At 58.2% G+C, this 20,682-nt stretch carries 20 protein-coding genes and 1 tRNA gene; 9 read left to right on the top strand and 12 right to left on the bottom strand.

Going from position 1 to position 20,682, the window contains the following annotated elements; genetic code table 11:
* Window positions 1–84: 84 nt before the first annotated feature.
* The 4 genes from KUV39_RS13570 to KUV39_RS13555 all read right to left on the bottom strand — a co-directional run bounded on the left by KUV39_RS13570 (window position 85) and on the right by KUV39_RS13555 (window position 5,849).
* Window positions 85–921: a flagellar motor protein MotB gene (locus tag KUV39_RS13570; RefSeq protein WP_008562411.1), complete on the bottom strand. Its 837-nt coding sequence runs from the start codon at window positions 919–921 to the stop codon at window positions 85–87.
* Between the two features lie 162 nt (window positions 922–1,083).
* Window positions 1,084–2,703, bottom strand: coding sequence for a long-chain-fatty-acid--CoA ligase (locus KUV39_RS13565; RefSeq protein ID WP_222460017.1), 1,620 nt, complete (start codon window positions 2,701–2,703; stop codon window positions 1,084–1,086).
* 26 nt (window positions 2,704–2,729) lie between these two features.
* Entirely contained in the window at window positions 2,730–4,346 is a 1,617-nt protein-coding gene (locus tag KUV39_RS13560; protein WP_222460016.1) for a GMC family oxidoreductase, read from the bottom strand.
* A 129-nt stretch (window positions 4,347–4,475) separates the two neighbouring features.
* Window positions 4,476–5,849, bottom strand: a complete 1,374-nt coding sequence (locus KUV39_RS13555; protein ID WP_222460015.1) for an aspartate aminotransferase family protein — start codon at window positions 5,847–5,849, stop codon at window positions 4,476–4,478.
* Window positions 5,850–6,058: 209 nt separating this feature from the next.
* On the opposite strand from KUV39_RS13555, the gene KUV39_RS13550 reads away from it, so the two are divergent.
* From KUV39_RS13550 to KUV39_RS13540, 3 genes are read left to right on the top strand one after another with little or no spacing between them, the layout of a single operon-like run.
* Entirely contained in the window at window positions 6,059–7,261 is a 1,203-nt protein-coding gene (locus KUV39_RS13550; protein WP_222460014.1) for a M24 family metallopeptidase, read from the top strand.
* The gene (gene argE, locus KUV39_RS13545) at window positions 7,261–8,418 is read left to right on the top strand and encodes an acetylornithine deacetylase (protein WP_222460013.1); all 1,158 of its coding nucleotides are present in this window, start codon (window positions 7,261–7,263) and stop codon (window positions 8,416–8,418) included. Before KUV39_RS13550 ends, argE begins: the two co-directional genes overlap by 1 nt.
* 19 nt (window positions 8,419–8,437) lie before the next feature.
* Window positions 8,438–9,142 carry a GntR family transcriptional regulator gene (locus KUV39_RS13540; protein WP_008559745.1) on the top strand — a complete coding sequence of 235 codons (705 nt, stop codon included), beginning with the start codon at window positions 8,438–8,440 and terminating at the stop codon, window positions 9,140–9,142.
* Between the two features lie 48 nt (window positions 9,143–9,190).
* Here the strand turns inward: KUV39_RS13540 and KUV39_RS13535 are convergent.
* From KUV39_RS13535 to KUV39_RS13520, 4 genes are all read right to left on the bottom strand, one after another.
* Window positions 9,191–9,266: transfer RNA gene (locus KUV39_RS13535), tRNA-Thr, on the bottom strand.
* Between the two features lie 72 nt (window positions 9,267–9,338).
* Window positions 9,339–10,829, bottom strand: coding sequence for a heme biosynthesis protein HemY (locus KUV39_RS13530; protein ID WP_222460012.1), 1,491 nt, complete (start codon window positions 10,827–10,829; stop codon window positions 9,339–9,341).
* A gap of 10 nt (window positions 10,830–10,839) precedes the next feature.
* Window positions 10,840–12,162, bottom strand: coding sequence for a COG4223 family protein (locus tag KUV39_RS13525; protein ID WP_222460011.1), 1,323 nt, complete (start codon window positions 12,160–12,162; stop codon window positions 10,840–10,842).
* Window positions 12,163–12,218: 56 nt separating this feature from the next.
* A complete protein-coding gene (locus tag KUV39_RS13520; RefSeq protein ID WP_222460010.1) occupies window positions 12,219–12,944 on the bottom strand; it encodes a uroporphyrinogen-III synthase in 726 nt (241 codons plus the stop codon).
* Between the two features lie 74 nt (window positions 12,945–13,018).
* Between KUV39_RS13520 and tsaD the strand changes: the two genes are divergently transcribed.
* From tsaD to KUV39_RS13495, 5 genes are all read left to right on the top strand, one after another.
* Window positions 13,019–14,116, top strand: a complete 1,098-nt coding sequence (gene tsaD, locus KUV39_RS13515; RefSeq protein WP_222460009.1) for a tRNA (adenosine(37)-N6)-threonylcarbamoyltransferase complex transferase subunit TsaD — start codon at window positions 13,019–13,021, stop codon at window positions 14,114–14,116.
* Window positions 14,113–15,075 (top strand): NAD(P)H-dependent glycerol-3-phosphate dehydrogenase, encoded by a 963-nt coding sequence (locus KUV39_RS13510; RefSeq protein WP_222460008.1) that lies wholly within the window; start codon window positions 14,113–14,115, stop codon window positions 15,073–15,075. The genes tsaD and KUV39_RS13510 overlap by 4 nt, the downstream gene beginning before the upstream one ends.
* Before the next feature lies 1 nt (window position 15,076).
* Window positions 15,077–15,349 carry a YciI family protein gene (locus KUV39_RS13505; protein ID WP_222460007.1) on the top strand — a complete coding sequence of 91 codons (273 nt, stop codon included), beginning with the start codon at window positions 15,077–15,079 and terminating at the stop codon, window positions 15,347–15,349.
* On the top strand, window positions 15,349–15,771 hold the full coding sequence (locus KUV39_RS13500) for an EVE domain-containing protein (RefSeq protein ID WP_037302616.1): 423 nt from the start codon (window positions 15,349–15,351) through the stop codon (window positions 15,769–15,771). The genes KUV39_RS13505 and KUV39_RS13500 overlap by 1 nt, the downstream gene beginning before the upstream one ends.
* 74 nt (window positions 15,772–15,845) lie before the next feature.
* Window positions 15,846–16,241, top strand: a complete 396-nt coding sequence (locus KUV39_RS13495) for a DUF1761 domain-containing protein (RefSeq protein WP_050674272.1) — start codon at window positions 15,846–15,848, stop codon at window positions 16,239–16,241.
* 286 nt (window positions 16,242–16,527) lie between these two features.
* Here KUV39_RS13495 and KUV39_RS13490 read toward each other — a convergent pair whose 3' ends face one another.
* The 4 genes from KUV39_RS13490 to KUV39_RS13475 form a co-directional block, all read right to left on the bottom strand.
* A complete protein-coding gene (locus KUV39_RS13490; protein ID WP_008560250.1) occupies window positions 16,528–16,869 on the bottom strand; it encodes a DUF2853 family protein in 342 nt (113 codons plus the stop codon).
* Between the two features lie 223 nt (window positions 16,870–17,092).
* Window positions 17,093–17,749: a PRC-barrel domain-containing protein gene (locus KUV39_RS13485; protein ID WP_046211438.1), complete on the bottom strand. Its 657-nt coding sequence runs from the start codon at window positions 17,747–17,749 to the stop codon at window positions 17,093–17,095.
* A 228-nt stretch (window positions 17,750–17,977) separates the two neighbouring features.
* Window positions 17,978–19,366: an adenosylhomocysteinase gene (ahcY, locus tag KUV39_RS13480; RefSeq protein WP_222460006.1), complete on the bottom strand. Its 1,389-nt coding sequence runs from the start codon at window positions 19,364–19,366 to the stop codon at window positions 17,978–17,980.
* Window positions 19,367–19,515: 149 nt separating this feature from the next.
* A complete protein-coding gene (locus KUV39_RS13475) occupies window positions 19,516–19,830 on the bottom strand; it encodes a hypothetical protein (RefSeq protein ID WP_046211439.1) in 315 nt (104 codons plus the stop codon).
* A gap of 249 nt (window positions 19,831–20,079) precedes the next feature.
* Between KUV39_RS13475 and KUV39_RS13470 the strand changes: the two genes are divergently transcribed.
* Entirely contained in the window at window positions 20,080–20,676 is a 597-nt protein-coding gene (locus KUV39_RS13470) for an HD domain-containing protein (RefSeq protein WP_050674275.1), read from the top strand.
* The last annotated feature ends 6 nt before the right edge of the window (window positions 20,677–20,682 follow it).

The following is a 20,682-nucleotide window of genomic DNA, read 5'->3' as shown; positions in this document are numbered from 1 at the left end:
CAGCTAGCCGATCGCCCATTAACGGGCGGCTAACAGATAAAATTGTCTGGTCTGTTGGCCGCCCGAAAGGGCAAATCCGTGGAATTACTTCCGCAGGAGGACGATTTCGATCCGATTATTGCGCGCCGCCATCGGGTTTGCATCGGTCAACTTGCGGTCTGCATGCCCCGTGACGCGGTGGATTCGCTTGGATTTGGTCCCACCTGATTCGAGCATAACCCGCGTCATGTCCGCACGTGCATGCGACAGCTCCCACACTGGATTATTGGCGATCACAACAGGGTGCGAACGGGTATGCCCACCAACCGCAATGTTGTTTTCAACCACACCTGTCACACGCGCGACCATCTCGATGATGTCGCGGAACAGAAGCGTCGGCTCAGGCGTGCCTTCCTTGAACAGCGGAGAGGTCTCTGTGTCGAAGAGTTCGATCACCAGTCCCTCATCCGTGACGCGCGTGATGATATGCTGCGCCATCTCAAGCGAGACCATGCTTTCACCACCACGACCGTTCAGTTCTTCGGCCAAGGCGCGGAAAGTCTCATCCGTCTGTTCGCGTTCCTGATCATCCTGAACCCCGGTATCACCCTGGGCCTGCTGCGCATCCATCGGGTTGGTGTCAGATGCACCCGTCCCGTTCTGCGGTTTGATCTGTTCGGTGAACATGCTGTCACCATTGAACGCGCCATTGCCGCCACCAGACACCCGGCTGAGCGGAATGGACGGCGAAAAGTAATCCGCCAAACCCTTGCGTTGTTTTTCTGTCGTTGCGTTGAGCAGCCACATCAACATGAAGAATGCCATCATTGCCGTCACGAAGTCCGCATATGCGACCTTCCATGCGCCACCGTGGTGACCATCGCCACCACCTGATTTCTTCTTCTTGATGATAATGGGCGCCACATTGCTCTGTGCGCTCATATCCACCACCTATTTTCACCCACTACCGGGATATCAGGTGGTGTCTTAAGTGAGGCTTAACAGATAAATTTGCCGGCAGTTATAGACGCCCAACCTCTGCACCTTGCCAGCCCCGGACGCGGAAACCTGCCTACAGGGTCCAGCGTCCGCAGGCTTGCTGTCTCAGTTCTCCAGCAGAATGTCGCCGTAGGTGTCGCGCAATTTGTTTTTCAAAACCTTACCCGTGCCCCCAAGCGGCAAGCTGTCGACGAACACCACCCGGTCGGGCACCTGCCAGCTGGCCACTTTGCCATCATAGTGCGACAGCAGTTCGTCGGCGTTCAGGTCAGGATCGGATTTGATGGCAATGATAACCGGCCGTTCATCCCACTTGGGGTGTCGGGCTGCGATGGCTGCGGCCTGGGCGACTTTGGGATGGGACATGGCGATATCTTCCAGCTCAACCGTCGAAATCCACTCACCTCCGGATTTGATGATGTCTTTTGAGCGATCCCGGATAATCATGTAGCCATCCTGATCCAGTGTTGCGACATCGCCGGTATCAAACCAACCATCATCGGTAAGAGCGGATCCATCAGCGCGGAAATACTGATCGATGATCCAGTGGCCCTGGATCTGAAGATTGCCCTGCGCCTGACCATCGCGCGGCAAGACCGTGCCCTCATCGTCCACGATCCGCAAATCGACACCATAGGGCGGTCTGCCCTGCCCCTCTCGCAACTTTGCCTGCGCCTCTGTGTCCAGCGCATCGTGTTTCTGCAAAAGCTGGTTCAATGTTCCCAGAGGACTGGTTTCAGTCATGCCCCACGCATGGACCAGATCCACACCATATTTGTCGCGGAAGGTCGGGATCATAACGGTCGGCAGAGCAGATCCTCCGACGATGGTGCGCTCCAGACTGTCCGCGGTAGAGCCCGTTTCGGCCAAACCCTGCAGCAATCCCATCCAAATTGTCGGAACGCCCAGCGCCACTGTCACCTTCTCAGCGTCGATCAGTTTGGCAAGGCTGACACCATCAAGATGCGGTCCCGGCAAAACCAGTTTGGCCCCAACCGAGGCCGCAATATAGGGTGTGCCCCAAGCGTTGACATGAAACATGGGAACAACCGCCAACACGGTATCACGCGCCCGAAGCCCCATGCCATCCGGCTGATTCCCCCCCAAGGAGTGCAGCACGCTGGTACGATGGGTGTATTCAACGCCCTTGGGGTTGCCCGTCGTACCGGAGGTATAACAGAGACTGGACGCCGTGTTTTCATCCAATTCCGGCCAGTCAAAGCGCCCATCTTCGGCGGCGATCAACTCATCATAGAACAGGACGCCATCAATCTGTTCTGCAATGGCTTGGTCACGGGGGCCCATCACGACAATATGGCGGACACCCGAAATATGAGCGCGAAGCTGGGCCACCGCAGGAACAAAGGTGGTGTCGATGAAAAGCACCTGATCCTCGGCATGATTGATGATGTAGATCAGCTGTTCGGGTTTCAGGCGCGGGTTAATCGTGTGGCAGACATACCCGGCACCAGAGACGGCAAAATAGATTTCAAGGTGCCGCCGGTTGTTCCAGGCAATGGTTCCACAGCGTGCGCCCTGTTCCAGGCCGAGACGCCCCAACGCAGCCGCCAGTTTGCGTGCGTTCTGATCGATATCACCCCAAGTCACATGCACTGTTTCGCCGGACGTTTCGACAGATGTCACCGTAGTTGCACCGTGAAAGCGGCCCGCATGTTCGATCAGCGACCCGATGTTGAGCTGTTTGTGCATCATCTTGCCAAGCATATCGTCATGTACTCCAAGTCAGAAATTCAAATATGTGCTGCAGCTTCGCGGATCATATCCGCTGCTTTTTCCGCGATCATGATGGTTGGCGCATTGGTATTCCCACCAACCAGGCGTGGCATGACCGAGGCATCGACCACCCGCAGACCGTCCAACCCGTGCACCCGTAGCTGAGGATCCACCACAGCCATGTCATCCATGCCCATCTTGCAGGTGCCAACCGGGTGATAGATCGTATCAGCCCGATTTCGAATGTGCTGTTCCAGCGCGGCGTCATCTGGCTCGCCTTCGATAAACAGCTCTTTGTGAATGTAGCGCGCCAAAGGCTCTGCCGCCATGATCTGGCGGGTCTTGCGCACGCCCTTCATCAAGACATCCAAATCCTCAGGATCTGACAGAAAACCAGGATCAATGCGGGGTGCGGCCATCGGGTCGGTGCTCTCCAGCGTGACCGATCCCCGCGATTTTGGACGCAGGACGCAAACATGACAGCTGAAACCATGTCCCAGATGCAGCTTGCGGGCATGGTCATCCACGATGGAAATCACGAAATGCAGCTGCACATCGGCGCGGTTCTCAGCCGGATCGGTCTTGAAGAACGCCGCCCCCTCGGCAAACGGAGTGGCAATCATCCCCGTGCCGGTCTTGCGCCAGTTCAGGATATGACCCAGCAGAGAGACGCTGCCCGGCAATGAGATGCCAAAATTGTCGCGATCCCTGGATCTGTAAGCCAGGGTGAAGTCCAGATGATCCTGCAGGTTCTGCCCCACACCTGGCAGGTGGTGCCGCATCTCGATGCCGTGGGGGCGGATGTCCTCTTCGCGGCCAACGCCGGACAGCTGCAAGAGCTGTGGAGAATTGAACGCCCCGCCACAAAGGATCACCTCACGCGCGGCTTTGACCTCATGGCTTTGTTGATGCTGCAGATACTGGACCCCAACAGCGCGCTTGCCCTCAAACAGGATGCGGCTGGCGTGCGCCCCGGTGAGAACCGTCAAATTGGGCCTGTCCATAACGGGATGCAGATAGGCCGCCGCCGCCGAGCAGCGTTCACCGTTCCTGGCCTCGTCATGAAACTGGGTGACCTGATAAAGGCCGATACCTTCATTGTCGCCAGAGTTGAAATCATCCACCTGCCGGATCTGCAGCGATTGACCCGCCGCGACAAAGGCATCCGTTATGGGGCGCGGTGATTTCTGGTTGCTCACCTGCAGTGGGCCGCTTGCACCGTGGACGTCATCAGCGCCGCGTTCGTTGTTTTCAGCCTTGCGAAAGTAGGGCAACACCGATTGCCAGTCCCAGCCCTCGCAGCCAAGGCTGGCCCATTCATCATAGTCACCGGCGTGGCCACGAATATAAAGCATTGCGTTGATCGCACTGGAGCCGCCCAGCCCCTTGCCCCGAGGCTGGTAACCCCTGCGCCCGTTCAAACCGGGCTGCGGCACTGTTTCATAGGCCCAGTTGTTGATTTTTGGTCGGCCCGGCAACATCGCCACCACGGCGGCTGGAGCCCGAACAAGAATGCTGTCTCCGCGCCCACCAGCCTCCAGCAGGCAGACAGTTGTGTTCGGATCTTCGCTCAACCGCGATGCAAGCGTTGCCCCTGCCGAACCGCCCCCCACGATGACATAATCCGCCTGCATAACGATCCTCCCGCACAACCAACATCTTGCAGCGCTCCCCCGCTGCGCAGGATCATTGACCCCACAGCAAAGATGAGCGCCGCAATTGGATCGCCTGTCCACACTGACGGAACGTCAATGCATCGGGGATCAGCCCAGAACGGTTTCAACCGCACGCTGAGTGGCTGCAACAATCTGGTCCGCATCTTGTCTGGTCAGGCAGAAGGGCGGCGCAAACCCCAGAATATCCCCCTGAGGCATCGCGCGGGCGATGACCCGGTCCTGCTCTAACAGGGCTGCGGCCACTTGCGGTCCGATCTTGCGGGCGGGATCAAACAGTCGGCGGTCATCGCGGTCTTCCACGAATTCGACAGCAGCCAGCATGCCCTCACCGCGGATGTCACCCACATGTGCATGCGACCCCAATGCCGCACGCAGCCCCTCTTGCAGGTAGGCACCGACGGTTCCGGCGTTCTCGACCAGTCCCAGCTTGTCGATCAGCTCCAGATTGGCCACCCCTGCGGCAGCCCCGATGGGATGCGCCGAATAGGTCCAGCCGTGACCAATCGGGCCATTCTCGTCGGTGCCCTGCTCCAGCACCTTCCACATCCGATCAGACACGATAGATCCTGACAGCGGCGCATAGGCCGAGGTCAGCCCCTTGGCGATGGTGATGATATCGGGCTTCATACCGTAGTGGTCCGAGCCAAACATACTGCCAAGCCTGCCAAAGCCGGTGACAACCTCATCCGCGATCAGCAGGATATCATGCTTCTTGAGAACGGCCTGGATCGCATCCCAATAGCCCGCAGGTGGCGGCACGATACCACCTGTTCCCAACACCGGTTCACCGATGAAGGCCGCGATGGTATCGGCGCCTTCCGCCTTGATCAGAGCCTCAAGCGAGGCAACGCATTGCGCCACAAACTCCGCTTCCGACTGGTTGGTATCCTCCCGACGGAAGTAGTAGGGCGCATCCGTATGCACGACCTGCGCCAGGGGCAGATCGAATTTCTTGTGGAACAGCTCCAACCCGGTCAGTGAACCTGTCATCAGGCCTGAACCGTGATAACCGCGCCAGCGAGAGATGATTTTCTTTTTCTGCGGACGCCCAAGGATGTTGTTGTAATACCAGACCAACTTGATGTTGGTTTCATTCGCATCAGAACCGCCAAGTCCAAAATACACCTTGGACATATGGGACGGCGACCGATCCAGAATCATCTTTGCCAGCGTGATCGACGCCTCTGTCCCATGGCCGACATAGGAATGGTAATAGGCCAGTTCCCGTGCTTGTTCCGCGATGGCATCGGCAATTTCCTGACGGCCATATCCGACATTGACGCAGTAAAGCCCTGCAAAAGCGTCCAGAAGCTGGGTTCCATCCCGGTCTTCGATGTGAACCCCACTGGCCGTCCGGATCACCCGGTTCGCACTTTCACCACGCGCGTGCTGCGCAAGATGGGTGGAGGGATGAAAAAAGCAATCGCGATCCCAGGCATCAAGATGATCATTGGTCAGCATATTCGGTCCTCATATCTGCGGACCCAAGGCGTGGATCCATATTTTGTACACAACCAGTCAAACGAAATGCATTCCGTCAAGCATTTTTCCGAGAATAACTGGGAATAACTGGGAATAACTGGGAATAACTCACCAAACCCCGATAGGAATTGCCAGATCAATTCCGATTTGTGTACAAATTCAAAGAATCAGTGAAAAAGAGCCCTTCCATGTCAGCCATCGACCTCCCCTTTTCCAGACAGGAATACGACCGACGCCTAACCAAAACACGGGCCGCCATGCAGGCGCTCGATCTGGATATCCTTTTTGTCACGGACCCTTCCAATCAGGCATGGCTGACGGGCTATGACGGATGGTCCTTTTACGTTCATCAGGGCGTCATCCTCCCGCAGGAAGGTGACCCGATCTGGTGGGGGCGGCGGATGGATTCCTTTGGCGCCCGCCGTACCGTGTGGATGCAGGAAAGCGAGATCATCGGCTATGACGACAGCTACGTCCAATCGACCACGCGCCACCCGATGCAGGATCTTGCCCAGCATTTGCTGGCACTCGCGGATCGACAGGGGTCTGCCCGCCCGCGCATCGGGGTCGAGATGGAAAACTACTATTACTCAGCCAAGGCCCATGCCGTTCTGACCAACGCCATGCCCAAGGCACCTCTCATTGATGCAACCGCGCTGGTGAACTGGCAGCGCGCTGTCAAATCCGACGAAGAGAAGGTCTTTATCCGCAAGGCCGCCCGGATTTCCGATCATATCATGCAGCTTGCCATCGATCGCGCGGCCCCCGGTCAACGCAAGAATGAACTGGTTGGCGATATCATGCAGGCGGGCATCTATGGCACTGGCGGGGATTGGGGGGATTACCCGGCGATTGTTCCACTCACCCCTTCCGGTCAGGACGCCACAGCGGCGCATCTGACGTGGGACGGTCGCGAGATGCAGATGGAGGAGGCAACATTCTTTGAACTTTCCGGCTGCTATCGCCGCTATCACGCCCCCCTGTGCCGGACCGTCCATCTAGGCCCCGCGCCAAAGGACATGCTGCACGCAGCCCAGGCGCTGGAGGACGGGTTGGCCGCCGGGATCGAGGCCGCACGCGCAGGCAATACCGCCGGTGATATCGCGCGCGCCCTGCATGCAGAACTGAAAAAGAACGGCATCGATCGCAATGGGCGCTGTGGCTACCCAATCGGGCTCAGCTATCCGCCAGACTGGGGAGAGCGGACCATTTCCATCCGCGAAGAAGACAACAGCGAACTACGCCCTGGCATGACATTTCACTTCATGCCCGGCCTCTGGATGGACAACTGGGGTCTGGAAACCACCGAAACCATCCTGATCCGGGACAGCGGCCCTGCAGAGGCACTATCGCAGATAGATCGCAAATTGTTCGTGAAGGACGCAGACTGATGCAGCGGCTCGCCCGCACCGAGGAAATTCTTGCCCAGCTTGTGGGGTTTCCCACCGTGTCCTGCGACAGCAACCGGGCCTGCATTGCCTATGTTGCCGAACAATTGGAGGCCGCAGGCGCACGGGTGGAAATCCTGCCGGATGAGAGCGGGCACAAGGCCAATCTCCTTGCCACCATCGGCCCCGACCGACCCGGTGGTTTGATGCTGTCTGCCCACAGCGACGTGGTGCCTGTCACCGATCAGATCTGGCAGAGCGACCCCTTTACCCTGCTGGCGCGCAATGACGCACTGTATGGGCGCGGAACATGCGACATGAAGGGGTTTCTGGCGGCGACGCTGGCAATGGCGCCCCATTTCGCTGATCTCCCGCTCAAGCGGCCGATCCACTATGCCATCACCTATGACGAGGAAATCGGCTGTTTTGGCGCACAGCACCTCGCCCGCATTTTGGAAAGCCGGCCAATCCGGCCCGCACAGGCGCTCATTGGCGAGCCGACGGAAATGCAGGTGATTGTTGCTCACAAAGGGTGTTTTGAATACACGACCATCATCAGCGGGCTAGAGGGTCACGGATCCATGCCCGACCTGGGTGTGAACGCCGCTGAATACGCTGCGCGCTTTGTCAGCGCTCTGGTAAGGCTGAAACAGCAGCTGAAATCGGCATGCCCCCCAGACAGCCCATTTGATCCACCCTGGACCACAATCAATACGGGCGCCCTGACCGGCGGTCAGGCGCATAATGTGATCCCCGGCACAGCCCAGATCGATTGGGAAATGCGCCCGGTTCAGCGGGTCGATGCGCTCCATGTGAAACAAACGCTGCAAACCCTGTGCGAAGAGGAACTGCTGCCCGAAATGCGGGCGGTATGTCCGCAGGCTGATATCGTGACCACCGCACTGGCGGAAGTGGACGGGCTGAACGCGATGACGCAAAATCCATTGCGTGACACCCTTCTCGCAATCACTGGACAGAATGGCGCCTCTACTGTTCCCTTCGGCACTGAGGCAGGCATCTATCAGGCCCTTGGGATGGATGTCGTGGTCTGCGGGCCCGGATCCATCGCGCAGGCCCACAAACCGGATGAGTTTATCACCCACTCGCAACTTTCGCTCTGCCTTGATCTGTTGGAGCAGCTGGCGCAAAGACTGACATGACACCAATTCGCAGGACAGAATGACTCTGAACACCCCCACCCAACTCACGGCAGCCGCCGACTTGTCTGCAAAGGACCGGTTCGAGTGGATCCACGGCGAAATACGCGACCGGATCTGCCTGCTGGACTATGCGCCTGGCACGCGGCTATCCGAGGTTGCCCTCGCAGAGGAGTTTGGAATCAGCCGCACACCGCTCCGCCGTGTTCTCGGCCGTCTCGAAGACGAGGGCCTGCTGCAATCCGTGCATGGGGCAGGTACGTTTGTGACGGAAGTATCCCTGGAGGAGCTGGAGCAGACGTTTCAGCTCCGCATGGAATTGGCAGGGCTTCTTGGCCAGCTGTCACCGAAACAGGATCTCGACGAAATCATCGGTACGTTCCACCGGCTCGCGGATCGATCGCTGGATGGGTTGCAGGACCAGGACCCCCGCGCATTTGCGCAGCTGTTGACTGATTTCTTCAGAACCACACTTCTGCTGACAGACAACCAACCGCTACGCGACACCGCAGAACGGCTGTATTACCGCACAGCACGGTTCTGGTTGCAGTCGGTCTTTGCCTCTCGTCTGGATCTGGCGGCAGAGATGGAGATCTTTCACCGAGAGCTGAAAGACGTCATTGGAGCGCTGCAAATCGGAGATCTACATGCCGCCGCATTGATGCAGCGCGCCCATATTTCCATGAGTTTTGTCAGGATGAAAGCGGGCCAATTGTCCGCCCTCTGACTGCGGGGATGCAGTCAAATTCCTTAAGTCGCGGTTTTCGGAGAAGAGTGGTGCCGCTGAAGGGACTCGAACCCCCGACCCCATCATTACGAATGACGTGCTCTACCAGCTGAGCTACAGCGGCGACCTGAGGCGATAAAACTGCCCGAAGTCTTGTGCGGCGCGCTTTAGCATTCACGCGCCGCACGGAAAAGATCTATTTTGCGTCCTTCAATTCCGCATCCTCTGATGCGGTTGCGGAACCATCTTCAGCGTCAATCTGATCATCTTCCAACAGTTCGACATCGGCGATATCGGCCCCATGTGCCTCGTCTGCCTGCGGCTTGCCAGTCAGCAACGGGAGCACCTGCGGGCCCATCACATGAGGGGCTTCTGGACGGGTCCAGCTAAGGGTGTCGAAACTTGCGCAGTTTTCACAGACCGGCGCCCAGTCGGCATGGATGTGATTGCATTTGTCACAAACCCACTGTGGCCCGCGCGGTGCACTGAGGGCACGAGTGAGCCACCCCTGGATGACCGCATCTGGTGCACCTTCGCCCTTTTCGATTGCCGCCATCAACGTCAGCGCCCGCGCATCCGGTGCGCGCTCTACCAAATCTCCCAGCGCCCGACGGGCCTCGGGGAAATCTTCGGCAACGATGTTCAGCTCTGCCATGATCAGGCGTGTTTCATCATGCTGTGGCGCCAACCGCGACAGCTGCACAAACCGTTTGACCCGCTCCTGCGCGCTCTCGCCCGGCTCTACCTCCGCAAAGGCCTGTGCCAGATCAGGGTGTGGCTGGGCCTCCCATGCCTTCTTCAGGACCCGGATAGCGTTGCGTTTTTTGCCACGAGAAAGGTATGTCCGGGCCGCCATGGCTGCAGCGGGGACCAGATCAGGGGACAGGCGATTGGCCTCGATGGCCTGCTCCTGCTGCTCAACGGTGGCTCCATCCTCGACAATTGCCTTGGATGCGGACAGTGCCAGAACCGCATCCCGCCGCTTGTACACATCGCGCGGCAGAGTTCCGGTCTTGAGTTTGGTCGTGAGCGTCTTGCGCGCACCCGCCCAATCCTGGGCCCGGGCCTGTAGCGTCAACAGTGTATCCTGCACTTCTACGTGCTTGGGACGCAGGGCAAGAGCCTTTTCCGCCAGCTGGCGCGCGGTCTCTGTGTCACCTTCGGACAGCTTCTGCTTCATGATCCCGCGCACACCGACAAAGCGGGTGGACTGATTGCTGACAAGACGCTTGTAGGCTTCAGCGGCCTTTTTCGTATCTCCGGCCATTTCAGCAGCCTGCGCAGTCAACAGGTCTGTCAGTTCCGGGTTGTTCAGGTATTTCTCTGCGCGGGCGGCTTTGGCCATCGCAAGACGCCCCTCACCAGAGGCAAGCGCCATCATGCCATCAGACAGGGCCTGATAGCCTTTCCGCTCGCGCCCCTTGTCCCAATAGCGCGACAGGGCCGTTTCATCCCCGTTCAAAAAGCGCAGCGTGGCAATAAGCAACGACAGCACCTTGAACCCAAGCCAGACAGCAAACACCAGCACAGCAAGCGCAATCACCGACTGCAATGCGCTCAGGGTGTATTCGGTGCCTGCAACTGTAATCTGCACACCGCCGGCGGTCTCTGTCAGCAGAGAGGCACCAAACGCGAGAACCGCAACAATTGCGACGAAAACGAGGATCTTCAACAATGACCAGAGCATGGCGGCTTCCTTATTTGGCGGTCAGGCTTGTGGCCAATTCATTGACGGCGGCAATGGCAGACAGGCGCGCGCGTGCCGCAGCCTCCCAATCTGCCAGCGGCGCCCGTGCAGCCTCCGGCAGGGTGGACAGCTCGTCCAGGGCACCTTGCAGGTTGCCTGCGTGAACCGCTGCTTCGGCGCGGGACAGGACAGCATCCGGATCCTCGCCATCGCGCGGCTCGACTGATCGGGCACCAAGCTGGCGGCGGACATAGGCGGCCAACCCGCCAGTGCCTTTGGTTTCGTCCCGCGCAACGGCCAACGCATCGCGCGCCGCAGGGGCAAAACTGTCTCTGAGGCTCGATAGCGTGCTGACGCCACCCTCGGCAGATCCAGCCAGCGCATCGGGGACATCAACGCCCAGCGCGGTCAGTTCGTCCAGCAGTCCCGCATAGCTCGCGCCTGCATCAATCGCGCCCCGCAAACGTGCCACGACAGTCTGCGCACTGGCCAGACGCGCAGCTTCGGCGCTGGCGATTTCCATTTCGCTGGCCTCTGCCAGTTTTTGTTCGATCTCTGCGCTTTGCGCTGCCAGATTGTCCTGCAGCTTTGCCAGCTCCGCCTCAAAGGCGGCGACCGCTTCAGGGCTCGCTGCATCTGTGATGGGGCGGCTTTCCAACGCATCGACACGTTGCGCAAGAAGGTCGAGCGCATCGGTCACGTCAGCCGTCCCAGACGAGGTACCAGCCGAGCGGAGCGCATCCAATTCCTGCGTCAGCGCATTTAGCTGCGTCTCAATCGGATCCAGTGACGGGGCAGTTGTTTCGGAAAGCCGCGCCTCGAGCTCAGCTATTTTCGCATTCAGCTCTTGCTCGACACTCTCAAGCTGCGCTGCATCCAAACCGGGAGCAGAGCGCCAGGAGGGAGGCAGGAATTCATTGAGTACATTTGTTTGCCCTGCAACGAACCCAAGGCCCGCGGCTACGACACCACCCAACAAGGCAGCCCCAAATCCGCCGCGTCGCTCAATAACCTGCTGCGGTTCAGGTGCCGGGGGTTCAGCGTATGATGGCTCCGCCGTTTGTTCAGGAACGGTAGCTTCATCATGCTGTTCATCGGCAACGGGTTGATCCGCCTCAGCGACAACTTCGGGGTCCGCTGATGCATCGGTCTCGACCTGCACGTCCTGTTCCGGGTCAGGTGAATCCCCGGACTGCTCCGGCTTCGCTTCTGCGGTCTCGGCGTCAACAGGCTCCGTCAGGGTGTCTGTTGCCTTGGTCTCGGTGTCCGTCTCCGCAACAGACGTATCGGCAATATCCACCTTCGTCTCTTCGGATTGCTTCTTGTCAGCCACGCCGACGCCCCCCTCGATTCTTCAAAAAATCTCAATACATCAACTCGGCATCAAACTTACTGTGCCGATGGTCCACCCTCAACCCGCGCCAGACGGGCTGCGGCATCACGGACCAGTATGTGCATCTGCTCTCCAGTTGGAGCCTTACATATCTGCAAGTCTTTGCAATTCAAGCGTTTCAATGGTTCCGCGACGGCATCACTCAGGGCCAGTAGGCAGAGTTCCGCGCGATATGGTGCCAATTTGACGAATTGCGCAGCGGTCCGCGGTGAAAAAAGCGGCACGATCATCACATCTTGCGCATCCATCGCCCGTTCTGTGTCTGCCTCGTAACCTAGGGCAGGCTGGTCATAAATCACTGTCTCAGTGCAGGAAACACCCGCATCCCGCAGCCGCTGCGCTATGAAACCTCGGCTGTGAACACCCCGCAGATGGACCAAAGGCCGGTCAGGGCGACGCTCAATCAGGTTGGCAACCAACCCATCCGCATCCTGGCCCGCGCAATTGGCCATCCACCCGATCTGGGCTGCGGCCGAGGTTGTGCGGGCACCAACGCAATAGGCGCGCTGCGATGGATCGGCGGGCCTTGGCGCAAAGGCAACCGCATTGGCAGAGGAAAAGATCACATCCCTGGAAAATGGATCCCCCAGATCATGAGCAACGGGCCGCGGTTCGATCAATGGCGCAAAGATCGGCGTGACCTTGGCCCGCGTGGCAGGGTCCAGTTCTTCAACGAATCGCCGTGCCGCCATCTGGGGCCGTGTCATCAGCAGGCCGACCATCTCTCGCCCCTCGGGATTGTTCGCCACTGACTTAGGTGGTAGCCCCGGCACGACAATGATGCAACGGTAACGCCATGACACAACGCCTCACCATTCTGGGACTGGAAAGCAGCTGCGATGACACTGCCGCCGCTGTGGTACGTCGCGAAATGGACGGATCGGCAACGGTGATGTCGTCCATAGTATTTGGCCAGACTGACCTGCATAGCGCCTACGGAGGTGTGGTGCCGGAAATCGCCGCCCGCGCCCACGCCGAGAAATTGGACCATTGCGTGCGCGATGCACTTGATGCAGCTGAAGTGACGCTTGCAGACCTTGATGCTGTCGCAGTGACCGCAGGCCCAGGTCTGATTGGTGGCGTAATATCTGGCGTCATGTGTGCCAAGGGGATCGCGGCGGCAACCGGCCTGCCGCTTGTTGGTGTGAACCACCTTGCAGGCCACGCCCTGACACCCAGGCTGACCGACGGCGTCACCTACCCCTATCTCATGCTGCTGGTTTCCGGCGGCCACTGCCAATATCTCATTGTTCGCGGCCCCGAAGACTTTACCCGTTTGGGCGGAACCATCGACGATGCCCCCGGCGAAGCCTTTGACAAAACCGCCCGGCTGCTGGGTCTGCCCCAGCCAGGTGGGCCATCGGTTCAGGCAGAAGCAGAGAACGGCGATCCGCGCAGATACCGCTTTCCTCGTCCTCTCTTGGACAGGCCGGATTGCAACCTGTCATTCTCGGGCCTGAAAACGGCACTGATGCGGATGCGCGACCAGATCGTCGCGGAAAAGGGCGGATTGACCCGTCAGGATCGTGCTGATCTCTGCGCCGGGTTTCAAGCGGCTGTCGCCGATGTCCTATCCGAAAAGACCCGCCGTGCGCTGCGTATCTACATGGCGGAAAATCCGGCCTGTCCGACCGTCGCTGTTGCAGGTGGTGTTGCTGCAAATACTGCCATTCGCGCCGCGTTAGAGACGGTATGCGCCGAAGCGGGGGCAGAATTTACCGCCCCCCCACTGGCGCTTTGCACCGATAACGCTGCGATGATTGCCTATGCCGGTATTGAACGGTTCGAGATCGGCGCCCGTGATGGCATGGACCTATCTGCGCGGCCGCGCTGGCCGCTCGATCAATCAAGCCCAGCCATGTTGGGCAGCGGTAAAAAAGGTGCCAAAGCATGAGCGTCGCAGTTCTTGGTTCTGGCGCTTTTGGCACCGCATTGGCGATCTCGCTGGCCAATGAGGGCCCTGTCACGATGTGGGCGCGCGACGCAGATCATGCCCGCGACATGCAAAACAGTCGCGAAAACTCCAGACGCCTGCCGGGTGCAGTTTTGCCAGATGCCCTGACAGTAACTGCCGAATTGGACCGGGCAACGCAGGCTGACGTGGTTTTGCTGGCCGTACCGATGCAGAAACTGCGGCAGGTGGTATCAGAGAATGCCGATCTTTTGCGCGAACGCACGATTGTCGCCTGCTGCAAAGGTATCGAACTGAACAGTGGCCTGGGCCCAATCGCGGTCCTCCGCGAGTGCCTGCCACAGTCGACCTCTGCCCTGTTGACCGGGCCCAGCTTTGCTGCCGATATCGCGATTGGCTTGCCAACTGCGCTGACATTGGCCTGCCAGGACGAAGCACAGGGCAAGGTGCTGCAACAGCAACTGACGACCTCCAATCTTCGCCTGTATCGAACGACCGACACCATCGGGGCCGAACTCGGCGGGGCGTTGAAAAATGTGATGGCGATTGCCTGTGGCGCTGTCATTGGCGCCGGGCTTGGCGATAGCGCGCGTGCAGCGCTCATGACACGCGGCTATGCCGAAATGCAGCGGATGGCGATTGCCTGTGGTGCACGCGCCGAGACAATGGCCGGTCTTTCCGGGTTTGGGGATCTTACCCTGACATGCAGTTCCGAATTGTCTCGGAACTACCGTCTCGGCCTGTCGATTGGCCGCGCAGAACCTTTTGACCCCTCGGTTACGGTCGAAGGCGCTGCAACGGCCCGCGCGGTTCATGAAGAGGCCCAATCTCGGAAACTTGATATGCCGATTACCGCAATCGTGGTTGCGCTGCTGGATCAACGCTTGACCATTGCCGATGCCGCGGCTCAACTGCTCTCACGACCATTGAAAGAGGAATGATATGCTGATCGCTCTGATTGCGCGGGACAAACCCGACCATCTTCAAACCCGCATGGACAACCGCGCTGCACATCTGGCCTATATCGAAACCACTGGCTGCGTTGCCCAGGCTGGTCCTCTTTTGGATCAGGACGGTGGCATGGTTGGATCGCTGATCATTCTGGACGTCGAGGACATGGCAGCAGGGCAAGCCTGGGCCGACAACGACCCCTACGCAAAAGCTGGGCTGTTTGAAGCGGTTGAACTGATCACTTGGAAAAAGGTCGTCGGCTGATGGCATATTGGCTGTTCAAATCCGAGCCTTCAACTTGGAGCTGGGATGACCAGCAAGCCAAAGGTGATGCGGGCGAGGAATGGGACGGCGTAAGAAATTATCAGGCCCGCAACTTCATGCGGGACATGAAACTGGGCGATCGCGGATTCTTCTACCATTCGCAAAAGGAAAAATCCGTGGTCGGCATCGTTGAAATCTGCGCGGAGAGCCACCCCGACAGCTCAACCGATGACGAGCGCTGGGAATGCGTGGACATCAAAGCGATCCGCAGCTTTGTCACGCCTGTCACGCTGGAACAGATCAAGGCAGATCCCCGACTAAGCGATATGGCCCTGGTCAAAAGCTCGCGTCTGTCGGTGCAACCGGTGACGGCTGAGGAATGGAAAATCGTCTGCGCCCTGGGCAACACCGACCCGGAATAACCTGATCCGGATTGACCCACCCCATCGGTGTCCTCCAAGCTCTTGCAAGGGAACCTGTACCTTGGGAGGGTCAAATGGAAATCCTGAATGTTCTGGCAGCTGCTGTTGCCGGCTTTGCGCTTGGCGCCGTCTGGTACGGGCTCTTGGCCGAACCTTGGATGCAAGCTGCGAAAGTCCCGCGCGACGAGAGCGGTAAACCCATCAATGCCCAGAATCCACTGCTATATGCCGGCACCTTTGTTCTGCAGTTGGTTGTCGCGGGAATGATGCGACATGTTTTTGCGCTCTCCGGCATCGACACATTGGGCGGCGGGCTGATTGGCGGGCTGGGAATTGGTCTGTTTTTCATCAGCCCCTGGATCATGATCAACAATCTTTACGCCGCGCGCCCCTTGCGCCTGTCACTGATCGACGGGGGCTATGCAACACTGGCCTGTGCAGCGATCGGCTTGGTACTGACGCTGTTCTGAACAGCGCTTCTGGGCAGATGCGATCGCAAAAATAAAAAAGGGAAGACCATGCCCAAATGGCAGGATCTTCCCTTTCACCCCACGTGCTCCACTTCCACCACACGTGTTCGAAATCTATGATCCTGGCCATCCTGACCGGTAAGACCACATTAGGCCGGACCGTAATGATTCCGCAAAGCCAATACCTGTAAAATCAAAGACAAATGCAGATTGGGCCGATCATCGTGAACCAACGAAAAAACCCGCCAGAGAAACCAGCGGGTTTGGATCTGCTCTCGTCGGCGGCTTAGCCGTAGACGGATTCTTTTCCGAAATGCTTGGTCAGCATGTAGTAAACCACCGCGCGGTATTTGTTGCGCTCGGACTTGCCGTAGGTTTCAACCACAGAGTTGATCGCTTCCATCAGCTCCGGACCATCTGCAAGACCCAGTTTCTTGATCAGAAAGTTGTTCTTGACGGTTTCAAGCTCGCTTTCCTGGCTCGACGCCACGGTAGAAGCATCCGCATCATAAATTGCCGGACCACAACCAATCGTCACCTTTGTCAGCAGATCCATGTCTGGATCCATGCCGCATTTGTTCTTCAGATCGCTTGCGTATTGTTCGATCAGGTCGTCGCGTTTACCCAAAGTCTCTCTCCCATTCTACGTCGTGGAACTCATTAAATCGGCCCGGATATCAATGCCCGAACCTGTTTATTGCTGGCAGCTTAACCGCTGGAACGCACAAGTGAACTGGGAATTTCACCACAGTCGGATCATTTCCAGCCATCAAAGCATCGAAAACCAACGCCACAAAAGACAAAGGCGCCCTCGAATGAGGGCGCCAAAGTCATCGTAAATCACTGGCGAGTTATACTTGGTCGCCGACGATCAGGTTGTCAGACAGCGGGATGATCGCATCTTCTTCGATCTCTGGCATAGAGCGCAGCGAGGCTTCTGTGCGAGCGTCCAACTGCAGCTGACCATTCCGGGTAAATTCCATGTCGGACAGCGGAACAGCTACCGTATACTCGTTCAGGCCAAGGAAACCACCCACGCCGATAACGCCTGCAATTTCACCATCCTGTTCGATCACATAGTCGATCTCGCCGACATCTTTGCCGGTGGCACCCAGAACATTGGTGCCGACAAGATCGGCCACAGTCAGTTCGGATTTCGGTGGCATTTTGTCGCCAGCAGCATCTGATTTGTTGTATTCACCACGCGGGACGGTTGTTGCCGCTTCAGCTGTATCGTTCACGTTCTCGTCGCCAAAGGCCGGGGTCTGGTCATTCACGGTTTCAACACCGCTGTCGACCTTGTATTCGCCACGCGGCACGGTGGTGCCGGTTGTAGTATCGATGGACGCGCTGCCAGTTTCATTTTGGCCGCCGACGGTTTCGACTTCGCCTTGGGCCTTGTACTCACCACGCGGCACCGAAGTTGCTTGAGCAGCGCCTGCACCAGCCATCAGGGCAGCAGCAGTCACACCAGCGAGAATACGGGTTTTGGCTTTCAGATCGGTCATTCGTTTTCTCCATCATTTCATCATTTGATGTACGGCAGAGAAACGACACCCGAGAGCCGAACGTTCCAAGTTTTTCGTCGCTTTTTTCTCGGAACATTTTCTACGTGCACAGCGTTTGGCGCGCATCGCACAGAAAATATGTCAGTTTGATATCAATTACATAAGCAAACACCCCACACGACGTGCGGGGTGTTCGGAATTTCCAAATCGCCTGTCAGGGCAATTCGATCAGTAGCGGTAGTGCTCTGGCTTGAACGGGCCTTCGGGAGTGACGCCGATATAGGCGGCCTGCTCCGGGCTCAGCTGGGTCAGTTTCACGCCGATGCGGTCAAGGTGCAGGCGGGCCACCTTCTCATCCAGATGCTTGGGCAGGATATAGACGTCGTTCTTGTACTCTTCCCCGCGGGTCCACAGCTCGATCTGGGCGAGAACCTGGTTGGTGAAAGACGCAGACATCACAAACGACGGATGACCAGTGGCGTTGCCAAGGTTCAGCAGACGGCCCTCAGACAGCAGGATGATCTTGTTGCCGGACGGCATCTCGATCATGTCCACCTGGTCCTTGATGTTGGTCCACTTGTGGTTCTTGAGGTTCGCCACCTGAATTTCGTTGTCAAAGTGGCCAATGTTGCCAACGATGGCCATGTTCTTCATCTCGCGCATATGCTCGATGCGGATCACGTCCTTGTTGCCGGTGGTGGTGATGAAGATGTCCGCAGAGGCGACTTCATCCTCCAGCACCACGACCTCAAAACCGTCCATTGCCGCCTGCAGAGCGCAGATCGGGTCGGCTTCGGTGACTTTCACACGGGCACCAGCGCCGCGCAGCGAAGCAGCAGAGCCTTTGCCGACGTCACCATAACCGCAGACAACCGCAACCTTACCGGCCATCATCACGTCTGTTGCGCGGCGGATACCGTCAACCAGGGATTCCTTGCAGCCGTATTTGTTGTCGAACTTCGACTTGGTGACGGAATCATTCACGTTGATCGCGGGGAAGGGCAGCTGACCTTCTTTGACCAGTTCGTAAAGGCGATGAACGCCAGTGGTTGTTTCCTCGGATACGCCTTTGATCGCATCGCGGGTTTTGGTGAACCAACCCGGGGATTGTTCCATCCGCTTTTTGATCTGGGCCTTGATGACCGCTTCTTCCTCGGACTGAGGAACGGGAATGATGTCTTCGCCTGCCTCGGCGCGGGCACCAAGCAGCACATAAAGGGTCGCATCGCCGCCATCGTCCAGGATCATGTTTGCGCCTTCCGGGAACTGGAAGGAGCGATCAAGATAGTCCCAGTGCTCTTCCAGGCTCTGGCCCTTGATCGCAAAGACCGGAATACCCGCTTCAGCAATCGCCGCCGCAGCGTGATCCTGGGTGGAGAAGATGTTGCAGGATGCCCAACGCACGTCCGCGCCCAGCGCCACGAGGGTTTCGATCAGAACCGCGGTCTGGATGGTCATGTGCAGCGAACCAACGATGCGCGAGCCTTTCAGCGGCTTGCTTTCACCGTACTCTTCGCGCAGCGCCATCAGGCCCGGCATTTCCGTTTCAGCGATGTCGAGTTCTTTGCGGCCAAAGCTGGCCAGCGCAATATCCTTGACGATGTAATCACCGGGCATTGCTTGCTCCATTCAGGTTTCATGTTCACTTACCGCACGAGGTAGCACTGCAATGGTTTATAAGCAACGAAGATGCCCCAGATGAAAGCCGGGGCGCAGCGACTTGCCGCCGCGCGCCCCGACCCCCAACGGTTTCGGGGGGACCAAAATCAGCTGGGTGTGCCCGGATCTTTGGCCTCTTCCATCACCTGGAAAAAGCCGGTGCCCGATGCCACCACACAACTGAGCCCGTTGGGATGGGAAACCAGAACCGTAAAGGTTCCGGTCGTATCAGACGCCCAGAATTCGATCACAGTGGATACGGGGCGACTGGCCTGCAGCCCTCCGGCGGTCAAACGCTCGGCATAGGACGACTGCAACCGTTCGATCAGATCATCACGGGGAGTGCAGGCAGAGGCCACAGCAGGCGGCGCAGTCGCGAGCATTCCAAAGATGAGCGAAACTGAGACAAGACGTTTAAACATGGCGAACTCCTTTCGTATGTGCCAAGTGCCACGAAAGAGGCTTGCCAAATTGGGGCAAGAGCCCCTGTCGTCTATATAAATATGGGGTCAGAGCCGGTGTTTTTCAAATAAACCCCTCTCAACTGTTCGTGGTCCAATCGTGTGCTTGCCCGATATTTGGCCGCTCAACCTGCCTGTTCAGATCCTGAGATTGCACCACCTTCTCTGGTCCGCTACTCACAAGGTGATCGTGACAGAAAGGGACAGATCATGCCCCCCACCCCCCCTCGCGCATGGCAACGGATGCTCTCTGGTCGTCGTTTGGATCTGCTAGACCCGACCCCCGTCGATGTGGAAATCGACGACATTGCGCATGGGCTTGCGTTCGTGGCGCGCTGGAACGGGCAAACCAAGGGGGACTTTGCCTACTCGGTGGCAGAACACTCCCTGTTGGTGGAAACGCTGTTCACCCGTATGCAGCCCAAAGCGCCTGTCGCCTGGCAGCTCGCGGCCCTGCTGCATGATGCGCCGGAATATGTGATCGGGGATATGATTTCGCCGGTCAAAAATGCCGTTGGCGCCGGATACGGCGAACTGGATCAACGATTGACCGCAGCGATTCACATCCGCTTTGGGCTGCCAGCGGCGCTTCCGAAAACGGTAAAGGCGCAGATCAAGAAGGCCGATAAGGTCAGTGCGTGGATGGAAGCCACGCAAATTGCCGGCTTTTCAGTGACCGAGGCAAACAGGCTATTTGGCAAACCAAACCCAGACATCATCGACGGATTGAGCATCCATCTGCGTCCGCCCGTAGAGGTCAGACAGGATTTTGTTGCCCGCCATGAAGAGCTGCTGGCCCAGCTCTGACCCTGT

Origin of the sequence: Phaeobacter italicus, from assembly GCF_019801785.1 — a bacterium.
GTDB classification, from domain to species: Bacteria; Pseudomonadota; Alphaproteobacteria; order Rhodobacterales; family Rhodobacteraceae; genus Phaeobacter; species Phaeobacter italicus.
This window is presented reverse-complemented; position numbering and strand designations above follow the sequence as displayed.